The sequence below is a fragment of the Desulfallas thermosapovorans DSM 6562 genome, assembly GCF_008124625.1.
Taxonomy (GTDB): Bacteria; Bacillota; Desulfotomaculia; order Desulfotomaculales; family Desulfallaceae; genus Sporotomaculum; species Sporotomaculum thermosapovorans.
Genome location: NZ_VNHM01000015.1, coordinates 53842 through 73688 on the forward strand (window position 1 = coordinate 53842; position 19847 = coordinate 73688).

At 47.9% G+C, this 19847-nt stretch carries 14 protein-coding genes and 1 riboswitch; of the genes, 8 read left to right on the plus strand and 6 right to left on the minus strand.

Annotated features, from left to right (window positions below; genetic code table 11):
* Positions 1 to 2 precede the first annotated feature (2 nt).
* The 3 genes from LX24_RS12120 to glmS all read left to right on the plus strand — a co-directional run bounded on the left by LX24_RS12120 (position 3) and on the right by glmS (position 7271).
* A complete protein-coding gene (locus LX24_RS12120) occupies positions 3 to 3215 on the plus strand; it encodes an AAA family ATPase (protein ID WP_166512417.1) in 3213 nt (1070 codons plus the stop codon).
* Positions 3216 to 3578: 363 nt separating this feature from the next.
* Positions 3579 to 4913: a phosphoglucosamine mutase gene (gene glmM / locus LX24_RS12125; RefSeq protein ID WP_166512418.1), complete on the plus strand. Its 1335-nt coding sequence runs from the start codon at positions 3579 to 3581 to the stop codon at positions 4911 to 4913.
* A 528-nt stretch (positions 4914 to 5441) separates the two neighbouring features.
* Positions 5442 to 7271 carry a glutamine--fructose-6-phosphate transaminase (isomerizing) gene (gene glmS / locus LX24_RS12130; RefSeq protein ID WP_166512419.1) on the plus strand — a complete coding sequence of 610 codons (1830 nt, stop codon included), beginning with the start codon at positions 5442 to 5444 and terminating at the stop codon, positions 7269 to 7271.
* Between the two features lie 571 nt (positions 7272 to 7842).
* Here the strand turns inward: glmS and LX24_RS12135 are convergent.
* Positions 7843 to 8556 (minus strand): ImmA/IrrE family metallo-endopeptidase, encoded by a 714-nt coding sequence (locus LX24_RS12135; protein WP_166512420.1) that lies wholly within the window; start codon positions 8554 to 8556, stop codon positions 7843 to 7845.
* A gap of 18 nt (positions 8557 to 8574) precedes the next feature.
* Between LX24_RS12135 and LX24_RS12140 the strand changes: the two genes are divergently transcribed.
* The 3 genes from LX24_RS12140 (at position 8575) to LX24_RS12150 (ending at position 10306) form a co-directional block, all read left to right on the plus strand.
* Positions 8575 to 9120 (plus strand): hypothetical protein, encoded by a 546-nt coding sequence (locus tag LX24_RS12140; RefSeq protein WP_166512421.1) that lies wholly within the window; start codon positions 8575 to 8577, stop codon positions 9118 to 9120.
* A gap of 222 nt (positions 9121 to 9342) precedes the next feature.
* Positions 9343 to 9537: a hypothetical protein gene (locus LX24_RS12145; RefSeq protein ID WP_243131731.1), complete on the plus strand. Its 195-nt coding sequence runs from the start codon at positions 9343 to 9345 to the stop codon at positions 9535 to 9537.
* 235 nt (positions 9538 to 9772) lie between these two features.
* On the plus strand, positions 9773 to 10306 hold the full coding sequence (locus LX24_RS12150; protein ID WP_166512423.1) for a cysteine hydrolase family protein: 534 nt from the start codon (positions 9773 to 9775) through the stop codon (positions 10304 to 10306).
* A 62-nt stretch (positions 10307 to 10368) separates the two neighbouring features.
* On the opposite strand, the gene LX24_RS12155 is transcribed toward LX24_RS12150, so the two are convergent.
* Entirely contained in the window at positions 10369 to 11466 is a 1098-nt protein-coding gene (locus LX24_RS12155) for an NADH:flavin oxidoreductase (protein ID WP_166512424.1), read from the minus strand.
* A 377-nt stretch (positions 11467 to 11843) separates the two neighbouring features.
* Here LX24_RS12155 and LX24_RS12160 point away from each other — a divergent pair, with 377 nt between their 5' ends.
* Positions 11844 to 12161, plus strand: coding sequence for a hypothetical protein (locus LX24_RS12160; protein ID WP_166512425.1), 318 nt, complete (start codon positions 11844 to 11846; stop codon positions 12159 to 12161).
* Positions 12162 to 12219: 58 nt separating this feature from the next.
* Here LX24_RS12160 and LX24_RS12165 read toward each other — a convergent pair whose 3' ends face one another.
* The 4 genes from LX24_RS12165 to LX24_RS12180 form a co-directional block, all read right to left on the minus strand.
* Positions 12220 to 14142, minus strand: coding sequence for a DUF342 domain-containing protein (locus LX24_RS12165; RefSeq protein WP_166512426.1), 1923 nt, complete (start codon positions 14140 to 14142; stop codon positions 12220 to 12222).
* A gap of 116 nt (positions 14143 to 14258) precedes the next feature.
* Positions 14259 to 14345: riboswitch (cyclic di-GMP riboswitch) on the minus strand.
* A gap of 8 nt (positions 14346 to 14353) precedes the next feature.
* Positions 14354 to 17761, minus strand: coding sequence for a PAS domain S-box protein (locus tag LX24_RS12170; RefSeq protein ID WP_166512427.1), 3408 nt, complete (start codon positions 17759 to 17761; stop codon positions 14354 to 14356).
* Between the two features lie 437 nt (positions 17762 to 18198).
* On the minus strand, positions 18199 to 18999 hold the full coding sequence (locus LX24_RS12175) for a sulfite exporter TauE/SafE family protein (RefSeq protein ID WP_207706605.1): 801 nt from the start codon (positions 18997 to 18999) through the stop codon (positions 18199 to 18201).
* Positions 18996 to 19520, minus strand: coding sequence for a cytosine permease (locus LX24_RS12180; protein ID WP_207706606.1), 525 nt, complete (start codon positions 19518 to 19520; stop codon positions 18996 to 18998). Before LX24_RS12180 ends, LX24_RS12175 begins: the two co-directional genes overlap by 4 nt.
* Positions 19521 to 19621: 101 nt before the next feature.
* On the opposite strand from LX24_RS12180, the gene LX24_RS15375 reads away from it, so the two are divergent.
* Positions 19622 to 19847, plus strand: a 226-nt coding sequence (locus LX24_RS15375) for a transposase (RefSeq protein ID WP_479723367.1), incomplete at its 3' end; no start/stop codon positions are given.

Consider the following 19847-nt stretch of genomic DNA (forward strand, 5'->3'; position numbering starts at 1 on the left):
CTGTGCGACTGGTGGGAGTACATATAGAGAATTACGGGCCGCTGCATGATTTTTCGCTCACTGAAGAGGAACTGAGCCCCGGTCCATGCCTGATATACGGTTTGAATGAAGCGGGTAAGTCCACATTGCTTTCTTTTATCCGGGCCGTGCTTTTTGGTTACAAGTCCGAGGGCGTCCATGGCGAGCCGGTGGGAGACAGGCCCAATAGCGGGTGGCTGCTTTTAGAGGAAGGCGGTGAAATCTACCGGGTAAAACGCAGCGGGCGGGGCAACGGCCGGGTGGTGGTGGAGTTGCCCGACGGCAGCCGCGCCGGGGAAGAGCTTTTAAAGACCGGTATTCTCCGGGGGGTGAGCCCGGCGTTGTTTAAAAATATTTTTGCCTTCGGCATGGATGAACTGCGCAAACTGGAAGATTTGGCCCGGGACGAGGTCAGTGCTCATATTTACGGTGCGGGCACGGGCACAGGACCGCAGCGCTTGGCCGGTGCCGCCGCCTGGTTGGACAAGACCGCCGGTACATTGTTTAAACCCCGGGGAAGGGCACCGGTATTAAATAAGCTGTTGGGTGAATTGGATGCCCTGGACCGGCAAATAAAAGAATTGGAACAGCAGCCTGAACAATACAATACTTTGCAGCAGCAATTAAAGGAGCTGGAAGGCCAAAAAGACCGCCTCCGGGCCGAAAGGGATGAGGGGCAAAGGCGCCTGCGCCGACTGGATAACCTGCTTAAAGCCCGGGCTCCCTGGAATGAATTGCAGCAATGCCTGGTAGCCAAAGGACGGGTGGCGGCCGGCTTTACACCGGCTACACAATTTCCTGACGACGGTATGGAACGGCTGAGCAGCCTTGAGGCCAGGCGTGATGAAAAACAGGCCGAGATAAGGGCCTGGGATAAAAAGGTGCAGGCCATAGCTGCCAGGCTGGCCGACATAAAAGTGGATGAGAAAATACTGGCCTGTGCCGCCGAAATTGAAGAATTAACCGGGGAGCGCTCCCTGTACCTGGAAAAAAAGCAAATGCTGGCGGAGCTAAAGGCAAGGGTTACGGAGGGAGAGCGGGCGGTACAGGAAAAACTATCCTCCCTGGGGCCGGGCTGGAATGAAAACAAGCTCATGCAGTTGGACACCTCCCTGGCCGTAAGGAGGCAGGTGGATGATTTCAGCCGCCGTTTCATGTCCCTGGAGCAAAAAACTGCGGACTGCTCCGCCCGGCTGTCCGGTGTCCGCAGGGAATTGACCGGGCTAAAGGCAACTAAGGAGGCCTTTGCTTCCCAATTGGCCGCACTGCCCGCGCCCCTTGATGATAACGGTATAACAGCGGAGCAAAGACTGGAGATGCTGGACCAGGCGGCTGTTGAACTGGAACAACAGCAACGGCACCGGTTTATGGTGGATATACAGCAAAATAAACTGGCAGAAATTAATGAGCGCAGGCAGAGGCTGGAAACATCACTGGGACAGGCTGCAGGCGCTAAAAAGCCGCTCTGGCCGGTGTTGGCCCCGGTGCTGTTGGGCTGCCTGGGTGCCGGAGTTGCATTGCACCACACGGCATTGGGTTTATTAATTATGGGCGGTGGTATTGGCCTGGCTGTATTGCTTTATGGCATACTGGCGGGACAGGCCAGGGAACGCCACAGCCGGGCGGAAGAATTGCGCGGTGAAATCGCCGCGCTGGAAAAGGCCCGGGCCGCAGCGGAGCAGGAACTGGCACGCTTGAATAATGAAATAACCGCCGGGGTGGACAGGCTGCGCCGGTTGGCATTAGCTTTAAACGGGCGTGAAACCCTGGCCCGGGAGGATATCCCCGGGCTCAGGCAGCGCCTGTTGGGAGAGTTGGAAACCCGGCGCGTAAGACGTGAATTACTTGCCCGTCTGGAACAGGCCGCCGGGGCGTTATCCCGGGCTACCGGGGAAATGCTACAGGTGGAGAAGGAACAGGCTGATCTCCAAAAAGCACGGGAAAAACTGGAAGACGAGTGGCGACAGTGGTTGAGTCACGGGGGACTGCCGTTACTGGACACCGGGGCGGCCGCAGATTTCTTGACCCTGGTGGAAAGGATTGCCGACGGGCTCCGGGGCCTGCAGGCGGAAAGAAAGACACTGGAACAGGCGGCCGTAATGGTGCGGGAATATGAAGACCGGGTTATTGCACTGGCGGAGAAGTTAGGCCAGACAAGGCCTTCCCGAAACCATGTGGCGGGCTATATTACGCATGTGGCTAATTTGTTGAATGAGCAGTTGGAGGGTAAAGCCCGGTGCATGAGATATGAGGAAGAGTTGCAGGAGGCGCGGGAAGGGCAAAAACTGGCGCTGGACAATCTGGCCGCTATAGAGCAGGATATTCAGGAACTTCTGGACCTTGTTGATGCCGGTGACACCGAGGATTTTCGACGCCGTATGGCCTTTTACCGGGAGTTGCGGCAACTGGAACACCGGATTGAAACCCTTGGAGGGCAGCTTTTGAATATTGCCGGATCGGCCGGGGACCTGCAGGAATTGCACGAAGAACTGGTCAACACTACCAGGGGGGAACATGAAGCCCAGCTCCGGGCTTTAGAAGAATTTTTGGCGCGGGCTGAAAATGAATTGGCCCGGTTGGGTGATCAGTCTGCGGCCATAAAACAACAGTTGCAGGTGCTGGAAAACGGTGAGGAATTAGCCCGGGCCAGGCAGCAACGGGCTATGCTGCGGGAAAGGCTGGCGGCCCGGGCCAGGCACTGGCAGGTGACGGTCTTGTGTGCCGCTCTGCTGGAGATGGCCAGGGAAAAACACGAGCGGGAGCGCCAGCCCGCCGTACTGGCCCGGGCTTCCCGGCTAATCGGTCCCATGACCCGGGGGCGATATACCCGGGTGGTGGCCCCGGTGGGGGAAACAACCGGTTTGGTGGTGGAAGAGCCGGGGGGGAGCCGGGTGCCCGCCCGGTTCCTCAGCAGGGGGGCGGCGGGTCAACTTTACCTGGCGGTGCGCATGGCACTGGCCGAACACTTTAGCTCGGTGGTTGCCCCCATGCCTATCATACTGGATGATATTTTGGTTGATTTTGATGCCGGTCGCATGCGGGGCGCCTGGCAGGTAATTAAAAAAATGGCCCAAAAACAGCAGATAATATTTTTTACCTGCCATGATTATATTGTGGCCGCCGCCCGGGAGCAGTTGACGGATTTTAGCCTGGTCAGGCTGGAAAACGGCGTTAAGGTGAGCCAGGCCGGTTTGTAACGAATATGATTGATAAAAGATGCATTTGAACGACAGCGAGGCGTGGGGCATATTATATAAAGCGCTGGTTTAACCAATTGACCGTCAATTAAAGTGACTGTTCGACAAGTCCGTGCCAGGTGCTGTACTGGTTTCACCAATAATCTCTATATCAATCTCTAAGTTGGCTGGAGTCTTCTATGTTGGCCGGCTTGTGCGTGAACATACTTTAAAGGCTAATTCTTGTTTATTTTTCGGTAAATTGACACATAGATAACGAAAGTATATACTTTATGTATCTGCACGTAAAAATTTCCATTTTCATTGCAAAAATGTCAAGGGCTTCAATTAACTGTTTATCGCATTTCAGGAGGTAATGTATTAATGACACGGTTATTCGGCACCGATGGTGTGCGTGGCGTTGCCAATAAGGATCTCACCCCCGAGCTGGCTTATAAATTGGGCCGGGCCGGGGCACACGTGCTGGCGGGAGACAATCTGCCCAAGCGGTTGGTGGTGGGTCGTGACACCCGTGTTTCCGGGGATATGCTGGAGGCAGCCCTGGCCGCCGGTATTTGTTCCACCGGCGTAGATGTATTAACGGTGGGGGTTATTCCCACACCCGCCATAGCACTGCTGACCAGGGAACTGAATGCCGCCGGGGGTGTGGTAATATCAGCCTCGCACAACCCCGTGGAAGATAACGGCATTAAATTCTTCGGCCCCAGCGGCTATAAACTACCCGATGACAGGGAGCAGCAAATTGAACAGTTACTGACGGATGGCAGCACCCAATTACCATCACCGGTGGGAGCAGGTGTGGGCCGGATACAAAGGGTGACGGATGCCGATGATCGTTATATTGATTTTCTTAAAGGGACCGTTACCGGTGATTTAAGCGGGCTTACAATAGTGGTGGACTGCGCCAACGGCGCGGCTTACCGGGTGGCCCCCCGGGTGCTGGAGGAACTTGGGGCCAGGGTTATCCCCATTTTTAACACTCCGGACGGAGTGAATATTAATGCCGGGTGCGGTTCCACCCACCCGGAAAAGCTCCAGGATGCGGTGGTGTATCACGGTGCAGATTTGGGCCTGGCCCACGACGGAGATGCCGACCGGCTGATTGCTGTGGACCACCGGGGTAACCTGGTGGACGGTGACCAGATTATGGTTATTTGCGCCAGGCACTTAAAAGCTCAAAACCGGCTGCCCCAAAATACCGTGGTGGTAACTGTGATGAGCAATCTGGGCTTGCACCTGGCCATGCGGGAAGCTGGTATTGAGGTGCTGCAGACCAAGGTGGGGGACCGTTACGTGCTGGAGGAACTGCTGCACAGCGGGGCGATTTTGGGCGGCGAACAATCCGGCCATATACTGTTTTTGGATCACAGCCCCACAGGTGACGGTGTGCTCACCGCACTCCAACTGCTGATGGTGATAAAATCCACCGGGCGTAATCTGGCCGAGCTAGCGTCACAAATGGAACGCTTGCCGCAACTTTTGGAAAACGTCCGTGTGGCAGATAAACACCAGGTGATGACCAGCCCGGCGCTTAAAGAGAGCATTGCTCAAATGGAAAAACGCCTGGCCGGCCAGGGCCGCGTGCTGGTGCGTCCTTCGGGCACTGAGTCGCTGGTGCGGGTAATGGCGGAGGGCCGGGATATGGAGCAGCTAAAGGTCGTGGTGGGTGAACTGGTTAATTTGATTAAGGAATTATAAGGAATCTTTAGTATTTCAGCTTTTTAATAGTTAAACATGTTTTATATCAGCTGTGATGGAAAAACTTTTACAGTGCAGAGGAAACAGGGATAAGGTATGATGTTAATTATAATTCTGCCGGGAGGTTGCTCTTTTGGGCAGCACTGCCCGGTAGACCAAAAAGGTGGTGATAAACAAATTACCTGCTGCCATTGTAATATATCTCCCGGGCGGACGACAATTAAATGGAAAGCGCCAGAACCCGTTTTGCCGGGTTGACGAGGGGGGAGTTTATCGAAATTTCGGCGGGTGCTCCCCGGTTCGGTCATGACCGTTAAAGGTATTACAAAACCCGCGGGTAACTGCGGGGACAAAGGATGCCGGATGACCAGTCAAAGGCAGGAATACCGGTTTAATGCCGTCGGGAGTGGTATGCCCTTTTGACGGTTATTTTTATGCCTGTTTACCACACTATATATAACGCCCACAACATATGTAAAATAGGTCAATCTTTATAGTATTTAAGCGTGGGAACGGAGGTTTTAATGCATGTGTGGCATTGTAGGATATATTGGGGGCCGCCAGGCGGCGCCCATATTGCTGGACGGATTACAAAAATTGGAGTACCGTGGTTATGATTCCGCTGGTATCGCGGTGCTTGGGGATAACGTTATCAAGCTGCAAAAGAAAACAGGTAAACTTATTGGACTGCGGGCGCAAATGAACGAAAGCATGCCCACATCCACTGTGGGTATCGGGCATACCCGCTGGGCCACCCATGGCCGGCCCAGTGACGCCAATGCCCACCCCCACCTGGACTGTTCCGGGCGATTTGCGGTGGTGCACAACGGTATCATAGAAAATTACCTTAACCTGCGGGAACAGCTGATTTCTCAGGGGCATGTGTTTCGCTCCGAAACCGATACCGAAGTGCTGCCCCACTTAATTGAAGAGCTATACACGGGGGACCTGGTGGAAACCATGCAGCGGGTACTTGAAAAAGTGGATGGCTCATACGCTGCTGTGGTTTTGTCCCTGGACGAACCCGATCAACTGCTGGCCGCCCGCCACGATAGCCCGCTGGTGGTGGGGCTGGGGGAAGGGGAAAACTTCCTGGCCTCTGATATCCCGGCGCTATTGGCCCATACCCGCCGGACCTATATACTGGAGGACGGTGAAATAGCCGTGCTCACCCGGGACCGGGTGCAGGTGCTGGGTCGAAACGGCCAACCGGTGGAAAAGCAAATATATACCGTTAAATGGGAGGCCAAACAGGCTGAAAAGGATGGTTACGCCCACTTTATGCTCAAGGAAATTCACGAGCAGCCCCGGGCGATCAAGGATACTTTAAGCGGGCGCATTGCCGCGGGTGACAGTGGCGTGACGCTAAAGGAGATCAACATTCCGGAAGAACAGCTACGGGAAATGAATAAAATCTTTATTACCGCCTGCGGCACAGCCTATCATGCCGGCCTGGTTGGTAAACATATCATAGAATCCCTGGCCCGTATCCCGGTGGAAGTGGATATCGCTTCGGAGTTTCGCTACCGAAACCCCCTTTTGGACCGCAATTCCCTGGTGATTGTGGTCAGCCAGAGCGGTGAAACCGCCGACACCCTGGCAGCCCTACGGGAAGCCAAGCGCAAAGGGGCCCGGGTGCTGGCCGTAACCAATGTAGTGGACAGCTCCGTGGCCCGGGAGGCCGACGACGTTCTCTACACCTGGGCCGGGCCGGAAATTGCCGTTGCCTCCACCAAAGCTTATACCACCCAGCTGGTTTGCATGTACCTCATTGGTTTATATCTGGCCCAGCAGCGCGGTGCCCTGGGGCCTGGGGAAACGGCTGAAATTGTTGCCGAGCTGCGCAAATTACCCGGTAAAGTGAGCGCTGTTTTAGAAAACGGTAGTGATATTGAAAACTTTGTCCGGCAGTACAGCAACTGCGGCAGCGTGTTTTACATCGGGCGGGGCCTGGATCATGCCGTGGCCATGGAGGGTTCATTAAAACTCAAGGAAATCTCTTATATCCACGCCGAAGCCTATGCCGCCGGTGAACTTAAACACGGTACTCTGGCTTTGATTGAAAAGGATGTGCCGGTTATAGCCCTGGCCACCCAGGCCGACTTGTTTGAAAAGATGCTCAGCAACATTAAAGAAGTCAAGGCCCGGGATGCCGTTGTGGTGGCTGTGGCCATGCGGGGCCTGGAAGAGGTGGCCAAAGAAGCCGACCAGGTCATGTATATTCCCCGCACCCACCAGGTTCTCGCCCCGGTGCTGGCGGTAATACCGCTGCAGCTTCTGGCCTATCATATGGCCGTAGCCCGGAATTGCGATGTTGACCAGCCCAGAAACTTGGCCAAAAGCGTAACGGTGGAGTAATTTACCTGCACACCCTATTCAGTGTGCTGGTTTGAATAAAAGTTGAGAGAATATATGATTAGAAGTTGAGATTAATTTGAATGAAAGATGAGAATGGTTAAAGGAAACAAAATTTTGCTATGTAATCATAATCGTAAATCCATAAGATGTACAGATGAAAACCCCGCAACTCTTAGCAAAAAGATTTGCGGGGTTTTTATTATGGCTTAAGGGTTACGGAAAGTACGTTATCCAAAGTCAACGCTGGAGGAGATGGACGAGCTGTTCCGGGGTAAGTTGGATAAGTATTTTCCGGAGGCCAAGGTGGAGTATTTGGTGTGAGCAAAATGTGAAAACCTTTTTTGGCCTGCTCCGGCGGATGTTGCAACTAGTGTTGTGCCATTGAAGCTGCCATAGCTGTTATCCGGCGCTACCGTTACGCCGGTTATGGTGATGTTAATATTATCTCCGTCAAAATCGGTGTCGGTATTCCCCAGTGCGTCTTTTACGGTCAGGGTTATCCGGGGCGGTATACTGAACGCTCCAACTGTTATAATATGTAGAGGATTATTGGAAAATGATCTGATTATAATTAGCTTGCTTCTTTTCTATTCTGGTATCTATTATCGTTCCAGTAGCGGTACCTGCAATACCTATCATTAAGATCCTCTCTATGTAAAATATAATGAGCCAGTTCATGCGCCAGTGTAAATGTTTGCTCTTCCTGAGAAACATTTGAGGAAATAATTATCACATCTACGCCTTTGTAGCGGGTATAAAGTCCATAAATTCCTGCGTCATAATAATTTAGAAACGGTGTCTCCAATACTTGTATGCCAAGGTTTCTTGCCGTTTCCATAAGAATTGATTTAACTCTGTTAGTTAATTGATTCATTGATACATATCTCCTTTTGCCATCTATTACTTGTCTAACTCTTTGCATCTGTTGCAGCATCGTATCCGCCGCCAATATCCGCCACACGCAGGCGAAGCACTCACAGAGCCCGTCCCAAGCCGCGCTTGCTGTGGCGGTAAGTGTCGGCAGGGAGCTTAGCACCAGGCAAAACACTGTTTTATTCTTACGCAACAGCAAAAGGAAAAAAGCGCCGGCCGGCTGCAGGGGCGCGCACCGCGGCCGGACGAGCGTTACCGGCCGGGAGATCCACAGCCGGCCGGCAACCAGGCGATGGTCCAGTCCCACCTGGCCGGTGAATTGCAGCGCGACATCAAACGCATCAAGGACGAGCTCGACAGTTTTTTTTATACTGAAGGCGTCGAGGAGCGGGTTATCGCAATCCTTTGGCATTAGGCCGGGCGGGGATCAATGGCCAGCGGCTATCTGGACTGGATTTTTGATAGCCTGCAGCAGACCAAGAAAGGAGTATTTAGCGATACCACGTATTACGACGCGATGTTCGATAAATTTGACCGGGCTGACGAAATCCGGATGATCCGTGATGGCACCATGCGCTACCGCGGGCGGGATTCCGCCCGGGAGACCAGGCGACAGGTTAAGGAGGCTCAGCGGCAGGCTGAAGAGAAAGCCAGGCGCAAGGAGATTGACCTGGAGGCGGATTTAACCGGGAAATGGATCAAGAACAAGGCCGAACCATACGAGATCCCCGCTACGCCAAGGAATATTTTTCTTGCTAAACTCGAGATCAGACGCCTGGAGGAAAAACAGGCAGGCCAGCTTCTGCCCGTCGAGAAGATCCAGGGTGTTACGATAACGCAGCTGGAGGGCGTGCTTTCCGTCGAGATCCGGTACATCGCCGGCCGGACACGGCAGCCGCAGAGTTTATCGGTGCCCATCGGGTTAGAATGTACGGGCAAATTATTGCGTTTCATCCCAATGGCAGCCTTTTATTAGGTGCGAAATCCGTGGTTTTTCAGTTTGAAAGACAGACCTCTGATCTAAGTGTTATGCCCAATGGTTCCTTTATCCTGGGAGGGATACACTCTTCTTCACCACCGAATAACACTCCAAACCTGCATTTTTTCTGGAAAGATTATAATGGCGATTTATACTCTTTCAGGATACCCGGTGTAAAATGGTAGCAAGTTAAGCACTAAGAAGCTTGAACAGGAGGACATGATGAAAGAGCAATTGGAAAAAAGACTGGGTGAGCTCAAAGCCGAATTCGAATCCGGACAAAAAACGCTGGCCGAACTGGAGGCCCGGGCGGAAAATATCAGGACCGTGCTGCACCGCATCAGCGGGGCAATCCAGGTTCTGGAGGAAGAATTGGCCAAAGCGGGACACGGTCAAAATGAAGATGGCAACTAACACCATCTTAAATGACAGCGAAATTGTGTTAGAATGTTAATGACATGGATAAATTAAGAAGATTTTTGTTTTTGGAAAAAAACCAAGGGATTTATTAAATGATGATAACTTTTATTTTTAGGCAAGTTACGCCTTTCACAAAATAACCTGGTATTTGCTATACTTTTTAGAGAATTTTTTAGCGCCAAATAACGGCGCTTAGAAAGATATCAATAGTTAGCAGGAGGTGGATGTTATGCCCGGCAGAGTTTTGCTGGTGGTGGACATGCTAAACGACTTTATCAGGGAGGACGGTGCCCTGTACAGCGGCCCGGAGGCGGTCAAGATAGTGGACAAGGTGGCCGCACTGGTGAAAGAATTTGTTTCCCGGCAGGAGGCGGTAATTTTTATAATGGATGCCCACGCACCGGATGATCTGGAGTTCAAACGTTTCCCCGCCCACTGTATCAAGGACACCCCGGGTGCTGAAGTTATAGCCGAGCTGGTTGATTGTGCAGCGCCCGGGGAAACGGTTTATAAAGTGTACAAAAACCGGTATAGCGGTTTTTTCAATACCGGCCTGGAACAGATATTGAACGAGATTGAACCCGACGAAGTGCATGTTACCGGGGTTTGCACCAATATATGTGTGCTTTATACCGTGGAAGAGCTTTGCAACCGCGATTATCAGGTGGTGGTACACCGGGACGGGGTGGCCAGTTTCGACCAAGAGGCCCACCGGTGGGCACTGCAGCAGATGGAGTCAGTGTTGGGTGTTGATATAATATAAAAACCATGTAATTTTAGCATGCCTGCTGGTGGGGAAGCGAGGTAGTCGCCGGATCATGCCTTTTATTGACCTTGTTGTTTTTTCTTGGCTGCACAATATACTCCGTTACCCAGCGCGGCAGCTTTAAAGCAACCGTTGCAAGATATGCATTCCGCCCTGCTGTAGTCGCCGGATTTCCACCGGTTAATCAAATTCGGTTCCCTGATTAGCGGCCGGCTCATGGAGATATAATCTGCTGTTCCTTCTCCCAACAGGCGTTCAGCTACCTGAAATGAACGCATGCCGCCAACCAGTATTAGCGGAATATTAATGGCTTTCTTAAACCGGCGAGCCTCTTCCCGGAAATATGCCTCATCATCCCCGGTTTTTATCCCGTACCTGCTGGGGGAGAGTTTGGCATTGCTAAGCAGGCCACCGCTTAATTCAATCGCATCCAGCCCTAAATCAGCCAGCATACGCCCAACCTGAAGGGAGTCGTCCAGGGTAAGCCCGTTATCAACAAAATCACTGCAGTTCAACTTAATAAGAACCGGGTAGTTGTCACCGACAGCATCCCTGATAGCCTTATAAACTTGTCTATGGACCCGGGACCTGTTTTTGATGTCACCACCGTATTCGTCTTTACGTTGGTTGAAGTACGGGGATAGGAACTGGCTAAGCAGGTAGCCGTGGGCAGAATGTATTTGTACTCCATCAAAGCCGGCTTCCTTAGCCCTCCTTGCCCCGGCGGCAAAGGCGGTAGCCAAATTCTGTATTTCCTGCGCTGTTATTTCATGATATTCCTTCCCTGGCACCTCTGAAACAACCACCGGAGTCAATCCGGTAAGTTTTTTAGCTGCATATCTACCGGCATGGGCAAGCTGCAGCACTATTTTACCGCCGTAATCGTGCACCGCCCTGGTCATTTCCCGGAGTCCGGGAATAAGTTCATCCTTATGGACACCCAATTGCATCGGACCCGCCTGGCCTGCCGGCTCAACGTAGGCATGACTGGTAATAATTAAACCCACGCCGCCTCTGGCAAGGCTGGCCATGGTTTCAATCAATTTGGGCGTAACGGCCCCCTTATCGGTCGCCATTCCTTCCCATGTTGCCGATCGAACAAAGCGATTTCTTAGTAACATACCATTTATAGTTGATTGTTCAAACATTTTGTTCATTTTATTCCCTCCCGGTTCTGTTTCTACAGGCAGAAATTTAAATAGTATTAGCATAATCATTTTCTCAGCAAGATGGAAAATCCTTTACCATATAAACCCTCCCGGCAATTCAAATTCTTAATCATATAATAAACGTCAGTTGCTTTGCCGGCAATATCGAGCCAAAGGGACGTTTCGTTTGTCTTGCGTCATTCGAGGAAGATGTAAGAAAAGTGCAAGAAGCAACACGTGAATTTATTATTTACCCGGAGCGGCAACGCGACTCATTACTGAAGTCCATGGGTGGTCGCATTTTCCAAGTTTCTGGTGTTAGAATACATATTATAGAATACCAGGTAAATAATAAAGAATAAAATAATAAACTTGGGGAGTGGCTTATGCTTTTTACCAGGCAAAGGAATCCTGTTGAAAGTGAACAATCCAGAATAGGCGCCAGAGAAGCGCACGTATTTTGGAGATTGTTAAGTGATACTTATGTAACTATTGAACAAATCAATGTAGTCAAAAACTTTCTCCATGACAAGGATTTTATATTATACTTAAATAAGCTGGTTGCGGATTATGAGAAAGAAGCTAAGGAAATCGAAGGAGTTTTAGATAAACTATCTATACTTGGTCCTACCCCCAATGCTAAAAGTAAAAATGTTACTGGAAATTCAGAGATAGTCAGGGATAAAGAAATTGCCAAAAATTAACAAGGTAAGCTTTTTTGCAGTACCCGCATATATTGCCAGGATACGCCTGGCAATTCCTCTATTTTTCCATCTCGTTGCGAAATTCAGTCGGCCCCATAGTGTTGGTAATTTCAATTCTACGCTCCCCCACAATGACAACTACTCCGTCGTAAATTTTTTTAAGAATTTTTATCTCGGCAGATTCTGAATGCAAAATAGTTTTGGTGCCAATTTCCGAACCAGCTTCCTCCACTGTAATGGACCCTTTTGCATAAACCTTACCCCCCCGCATTACTCCACCGATAAAAACGTTTCTCCCTGCGGTAATATTTGTATTAAAACAACCCTGGCTGGAAACATATACATCGTTGGTGGCAGCTATCACACTGTTAAATGCATGGCCCACCTCTACATCGGCTGGAACATCCCCAAGCTGAGCAAAAAAATCTTTGGCCAATTCCACATAATCTATTAATAGTTGCAGTTTATGTTTGGTAAGGTTTCGAGGTGGAATTTGCTCTTTAATCATTTCCAACAGGACTTTGATTTCTGACGGCATATCCACGGGAGTGATCTCTAATATGTGAACGGTTTCCTTTAATAATTTTGGTATTCTATTAAACTTTTTTTCCATTAACAGCAAAACAATCTGGGGCAGCTGATTTTTAAACTCACTCAGCTTGGGGTTATCTAAAATCACACCGACTAAAGTGGACAGGCTTTTAAGGTCAGCATGCAGATTCTTGAGGGTGATGTAACAGTTCCCAATGTAATGACTGTCGCCTCCGGCTTGCACTATTGATCCAATGCACTTGTCCACCAGGACAGATTCCATGGCCATTACTTTAGCTCGGTTAACACTGCCCATGATCTGTATGTTTCCACCGGCCCTTACCGATACTCCATTGCAAACATCACCATAGACTTCAATATTGCCGCGAAAATTCTGGTTTCCGGTAGATAAATCAATATCACCATAATGTCTTAAATAAGGTTCTACGTAAAATAGCCGTACCTGGCCAATCCTTTTAACCATGGGGCGTCCGGACATATTGGCAAAGACCATGTTTCCCTCTACTCTTACACCCTTTCCAGCCCGCACAACCAGCTTCTTGGGTTCTTTCGGTAAAACTATGTCTCCAAATACCGATATTCCCGGCTGTCCCACCTTCCCCTCGCGTTTTACTGCAAGTAAGTTACCGGCATCCACCGAAGGTATAGACTTTTGATTGAAAAAATCAATTTTTTCATTATTCGAATACTGGTGTTTGATTACTTTCTCATGAAAAAGTACATCAACCACATCATCCTTAGAATCAGTGGGCGGGACACCGCTGGCAATAATATATTTACCATCTCGGGGGTTAGCTAAAAACTGCTGTATGGCCGGGTAGTCTACACCGTATTTTATCCCTGCATCTTCAATTCTGGTTAATATTTCATCCATACCAACGGGGCAATATTTTTTGGTAGTGGTAGTAGTTTTTAATTCTATATGCTGTTTAGGGGGTTGATCTATAAGTTTATACCTTGTTTCAACCTGTAATTGGACTGACATATATGCTATTAACCCATCTTTGGATATATCTATGGTTAGATGGAATGGTTTCTTCTTAACATGTAAATCAACATAAATATAATCGTGTTCGGATACCGCTGTTTTGCCATTAACCCTTTGGTGATTGACAAATAAATCCACGCCTTTTGTTGGTATAATACACGGTAAAACATTGATTCCGGGTAATCCCTCTACATAGATTTCGTTATCCTTTATCCATACTTTACCGGGGAGGAGCTGTGTATGTTCCGACGGTTTAAAGCAGGTGTTATAATCCGTCATGACATGTGCAGACATTTTGCTGTCTTTATCGCTACTGAGAATTCTATCTATTTCTTGATATAAATTGTTTTCTTCTGTAAATTGATCATTATTTTTTTCGCCGTTATGATTCTTTTTTAAAATTTGATCTATTATTTTTGATAGTATTTTTTCAGAGGCCAATACGAATCACTCCAAACATCAAATTGCCTATAAAGGTTTCCAAAAACTCATTACAGATAAAAACCATAGGTTAATCCATGATCAACCTATGGTTACTAAAATAACTTTAACTATATTTAAGCAACCTGGCAATCATAGCTTCAGTAAGCCTTAGACCCATGGCTTTGTGCCCCAGCCTTTCAACTGGTTTACCCGTTTTTTTATTTTTTCATTATGAAGAAAATGTTCTATCACAATTCTTACCATTAATACATAACATAAACTTGTCTACTAATTCCGGGTCGAACTGTATCCCTGCGCATTTTTTCAACTCCTTTAAGGCTTCCCCCTGGGTCATCGCTTTGCGGTAGGGGCGGTCACTGGTCATGGCATCAAAGGCGTCAGCAATGGCCAGTATGCGACATTCCAGCGGTATTTCCTCCCCTTTAAGGCCCAGAGGATAACCATTACCGTTCCACCATTCGTGATGTTTAAGTATCCAATCCGCAATATGATTTAAATCAGGAGCAGATTGTGCTATACGGTAACCGATCTCACAGTGCCTCTGCATCTCAGTATATTCTTCGGGTGTCAGCGGACCTTCCTTAAGGAGTATCCGATCCGGTATCCCCACTTTTCCTATATCATGAAACTGGGCTAAAAGCCGCAGGCTGGTGATTTTGTGTTCCGGTAAACCGATTTCTACAGCCAGGCGTGATACAAATGTTTGCAGCCGGTCCGCATGCCCCTCGGTGATATAGTCCCTGGCTTCAAGTGCTTTCATAAGTGCGTTGACAATGGCACTGCGGGAACTTTGGCTGTGGTATAGTTTTTGCCTGTACATGTTGTTATCTGCTTCTTTGAAAAGATCGTTCAAGTTTAATTCCGCTTCATGGCTTATCGCAAACCCCATTGACATGCTTAAATGACGTTCTTGATTATACTTATTGTGTTTTTCAATGGCTTTTTCTATCCTTGAAATGGTATTTTTTATGTTTTGTTCCGTACAATGGGGCAATAATACGGCGAACTCGTCACCACCGATTCTGGCTATAATATCCTCCTTGCGAAAAGAATTTTTCAGCACGCCGGCGGCAGATTTAAGAATTTTATCGCCGGCTTTATGTCCCAACGTATCATTAAAAAGTTTTAGACCGTCCACATCACACAATATAATACCCACCGGGGAAATTTTTTCTTTTTCAAGGCGCTGCATTTCTTGTTCGAAATAGCTGCGGTTGTATAAGCCGGTTAGGGCATCATGCAAGCTAACGTATGCAAGCTTCCTTTCATTTTCTTTGCGGGTAGTGATATTCAACATAGAGGCTACGCTTTGATTTGTTTCCGGAATCATGTCAACGCTCATTAAAATATCCTTGACCATGCCATACCTGTTAACAAACTTAAATTCATAATTGTTGGGTGCCGAACCAGGGTCAACTCTTCGCATTATATGGTATTTATACATCCTCTGTAAATCGTCCGGCTTAACAAAATCCATCCATTTTTTGGTGCCTTCCAGTTCCGCTTTGGAATAACCGGAAAGTTTTTCAAATTCCTTATTGGCCAGTGATATTGTACCGTCCCCTTCAATAATTATTTTGGCACTGGCCGTCGTTTCAAAAATAGCCCGGTACATGTTTTCAGACTTGCAAAGGGCTTCCTCTGCCAGTTTGCGTTCTGTTATGTCTCGAATAATGCTCAATAGCACCTGTTCACTCCCTATAACCACACCCCTGGAACTGACTTCAACGGCGAAAACGCTTCCATCTTTGCGCTTGTGCTGGGTTTCAAATAATATTCCGGATGTTCTCGCCTTCTCCATTTGACTGTTTATTAGAGATACGTTTTGGTCGGCGCGCAAGTCGTAAATGCTTGTATGCAGCAGTTCTTCTTTTGTATAACCGTAAGCTTGGACAGCGGCTTCGTTGGCTTCGATTATAAGCCCGTCAGTTCGGACAAACAGGATAATATCCCTGGCGGATTGGAATAATATTTGATATTTCTTCAATAATTTTTCATTTTGTTTTTGTTTGGTAACGTCTCTAAAAACCAGAATAGCACCCACGATCTTGCCGGTGTTATCTTTAATCGGCGCAGCACTGTCGGCAATAGGTGTACGTGTTCCGCTCCGGGCGATTAATGCCGTGTGGTTCGCTAAAGCCATAATTTGGCCGGTATCCAAAGCTTTGTATACCGGGTTGGTTACAGGTTCGCCGGTTTCCTCGTGAACAATTTCGAAAACCTCTTCAACCGGCTGGCCCAGGGCTTCCGTTTCACTGTAACCGGTGAGGGTTTCGGCCACCGGGTTAAGCAATGTTACCCGTCCCTCGCGGTTTACGGCCATAACGCCGTCGCCGATACTGTTGAGGGTAATGGTAAGTCGTTCTTTTTCTTGAAAAAGATTTTCTTCAACTTGTTTGCGTTTGCTTATGTCCTTGTAATCTACAACAATACCGGTTAACTGGCCGTCAGGCGAGTGAAAGGGATTTGCGGTGATAATAAGTTTTAATAACTTGCCGTCGCGGCGTCGTTTCATCACCTCATGTCGTATAGTTCCTTCTCCGCTTAATATGCGCATAAGTGTACACTCAGGGGTACCGCATTTGCTTCCGGAGAAAACTTCATAACATTTCCTGCCTATGGCGTCTTCTTGTTTTATTCCGGTTAATGAAGTAAATGTAGCATTAACTTTCAATACATTGAAGTCTTTATCGATTATCCACATGCCGTCCCCTGCAGTGTTAAATATCCTGTAAAGTTCATCATAAGAAGCTTGTAATAAATTCTCGGTCCTTTTGCGCTCTGTTATATCGTTCATGATAATTATTGTACCGGTGAATTTACCGCTGACGTCAAGCATTCTCTTCATTTTTATTTCAAAGAACAATATACCTTCAGAGGTACCGAGCCTCTTTTCAAATAACATTTGGGGCTTGTCGCCGGCGGCAAAACAATTTAGTTCATCAGCCAGCCATGGTAATGCTTCCGGAACTTGTTTTGGATTATAATAATTAGCTCCGGGGGTATGCGAGTTATTAAAAAGAACCGATGCAAAATAATTCATATAGTCAATTTGGTTATTTTTATCTAATAGAAAAATGGGACTGGGTATGCTTTCACAGAGGGTAAGATATTTGTTCTTTTCATTAACAATTAACCGGTTACCCTCTTGTAAGTCTCCAAGTATATTGTTGTTGTCATTTTCTCCGGCCCATTCCGAGCAGATGCCTATTTCTATGCGATCGAAGATTCTATTGATGAATAAAAGGTAATATTGTGCTATTTTTTGCTCAAATTTCGTTTCTATTATCAAGTCCAGGTAACTTTGCCGGTAACATTTGAATAAACCAAGAAACATGGCCAGGGTTACACCGCGCATACGGTGTTTTTTAGCCTGTAAAATGCCATATGCTGCAACGGGATCTCCGGCATAATCATGGTCCGGTTCCAGTTCCAATGGGGAGTCGTAGTGATGTAAGACTGATATAATTGTATCTGTCAGGCTGGCAATGGATACACGCCAGGCTTCCTTCAATGTTGAAGTATACTTGGTGTAATTTCGAGCTTTAGCATAGTAAATTAACCTGTTAACCAACCAGTCTTCATTACTAAGTATGAGATTAGACAAGTTTTTCAAATTTGAAAACCACCTTATTTGCGTGATTTATCAGGCTTTGAAGAACTGTTTCCTCTAATAAAGGTATAAAAAATAGCCACTTCGAAGCTGCGCATGGGTTAAGTGACTGTTCGTTCTGTAGAATAAAAAATGCGTTATATACCGAAGTATTTCGACATCTTCTTGCTGATTATGCTTTTTTGGAGCATAATAGTACTTTTATTGTATACCATATTACCATAAACTTGTTTTTTGCTAAACACGATTTTTAATATTTATGGATATAAATATATATTTAACCCGTGCATTTTAATCATGCAAGTGTTTTTCCCACGAAAGGAAAATAAGGCCCTTTGATAATCATAAACGGGTGGTGCGGTCAAAAAATCCGGGTTAATGCCTGAAAAGTGCGCGGGATGCCGGCTATGCACAATTGTATATCCGGTGGGAGTAATCCCTTAGCTGCTCTTTTCCTCTTTTCCCTCTGTTGCCTTCGCAACTGTTTCCTTATCAGGCGAAGGTTTTGGTGTTCTTAAATATCTTGCCCCGGTCCAAATCAGCACAGCGGCGAAGATGATGCGCAATACCCCTTCAGGCAGTATATGGGCAAGGGAGCCACCTAGATACGTGCCCAGTAGAATGCCGGGGATTAATCCAGGAAGTATACTTGTGTTGACGTTTCCCAGGCGCCAGTGAGTATAAGCCCCAACCAACCCCACCGGGACCATGGCCAGCAGGGACACGCCCTGGGCGGCGTGCTGGGTGAAACCGGTGAGCAGCACCATTGCAGGTACCATGATCGTACCTCCTCCGACCCCCATCATACCGGAGAGGAAGCCGGTGAAGATCCCTGTTAATAAGAGAACCGATATTTTCAGCCATCCCGTGGCGGGCTCTTCAACATGGTACAGGTAGGGCTTCAGAAGCAGGAGCAGTGAGACCAGGATTAGAAATCCGCCGAAGGATTTCTTAAGCTTATATTCCGGAAGGGCATTGGCATAGCGTGCGCCCGCCCTGGCGGTAAAAATAGCGGTGGATGCCAAAATCAACGAGGCAAGTAAATCCACCGCACCATTTATGGCATAAGTGAATGCTCCTGATATTCCCGTAAATACCAGCGCCACAAGACTTGTGCCGTGAGCCTTGTGCTGGCTCATTTTTAAGATACCCACCATCAGGGGGATCATGATTACTCCGCCGCCGAGGCCCACAAGCCCTCCGAAGAACCCCGCGGCCAGACCTATGAACAAGTTTATCATCTGCTACCTCTACAACAATAAGTCTTATTAGGTTTGCTTAACCTATGGAATACATTTTTTAACAGAATATAGATTAATGCTGCAGTTGTCAAACCGGCTAAAGACGCTGCGTATTGCGACGGCAAAAATATTTCTATTACAACTGCCATACCAACTGCAATGAGGGCGGAAAAATTAACGGCAACTGCGGATTTTTCATTGCCCATAACAAAACCCACCATTAACAGTTCGGCCAGCACTACCCCCAGCAGTGGAGAAAAAATATAAGAGAGTAAGGTCAGCCACGACTCTAGATGATTAACAATTCCGGTCAATGCCAGGCCTGTCCCCAGGATACCGCAAATAAACGTACTTTTCCAGCGTTTTAACCGTGGGAATATATTAAGTAAGGCCATGCCGGAGGAATAAAGAAGATTATGGTTGGTTGTCCAGTTGGCAAACAAGATAAAAAACAGTGCCGGTATGCCCATACCTAAATTTTGGACTACCACAACAGGATTCCAGTCGCCCGTGGCGATCACAGAATACATACCTAGCAGCCTGTCTGAGTATTAACATAATCAAGGAAAATTAGATACTATTAGCAGGGCAATTGGTACAAGTTGTCGAAATATACAATATTATGATCAAAGGATATAAGCCATACAACCCAAATCAAATATATTTATTTCCGCCCGCGCCACAGGATTGGTTACCCAAGGAACATCTTGTTTATTTTATCAGTGATCTTGTTGACCACTTGGATCTAACGGTTATCCACAAGGTATACGAGAAAGGGATAAAAGGTCAACCACCGTATCATCCTGTTTTAATGACTAAGATTCTGTTTTATGCCTATTGCCGCGGCG

What these genes read in the sequence shown, in the direction of transcription:
- glmM (WP_166512418.1), top strand. Translation starts at nt 3,579, where the DNA reads ATGACACGGTTATTCGGCACCGATGGTGTGCGTGGCGTTGCCAATAAG.
- glmS (WP_166512419.1), top strand. Translation starts at nt 5,442, where the DNA reads ATGTGTGGCATTGTAGGATATATTGGGGGCCGCCAGGCGGCGCCCATA.
- LX24_RS12135 (WP_166512420.1), bottom strand. Translation starts at nt 8,556, where the DNA reads ATGCCAAAGGATTGCGATAACCCGCTCCTCGACGCCTTCAGTATAAAA.
- LX24_RS12140 (WP_166512421.1), top strand. Translation starts at nt 8,575, where the DNA reads ATGGCCAGCGGCTATCTGGACTGGATTTTTGATAGCCTGCAGCAGACC.
- LX24_RS12145 (WP_243131731.1), top strand. Translation starts at nt 9,343, where the DNA reads ATGATGAAAGAGCAATTGGAAAAAAGACTGGGTGAGCTCAAAGCCGAA.
- LX24_RS12150 (WP_166512423.1), top strand. Translation starts at nt 9,773, where the DNA reads ATGCCCGGCAGAGTTTTGCTGGTGGTGGACATGCTAAACGACTTTATC.
- LX24_RS12155 (WP_166512424.1), bottom strand. Translation starts at nt 11,466, where the DNA reads ATGAACAAAATGTTTGAACAATCAACTATAAATGGTATGTTACTAAGA.
- LX24_RS12160 (WP_166512425.1), top strand. Translation starts at nt 11,844, where the DNA reads ATGCTTTTTACCAGGCAAAGGAATCCTGTTGAAAGTGAACAATCCAGA.
- LX24_RS12175 (WP_207706605.1), bottom strand. Translation starts at nt 18,999, where the DNA reads ATGATAAACTTGTTCATAGGTCTGGCCGCGGGGTTCTTCGGAGGGCTT.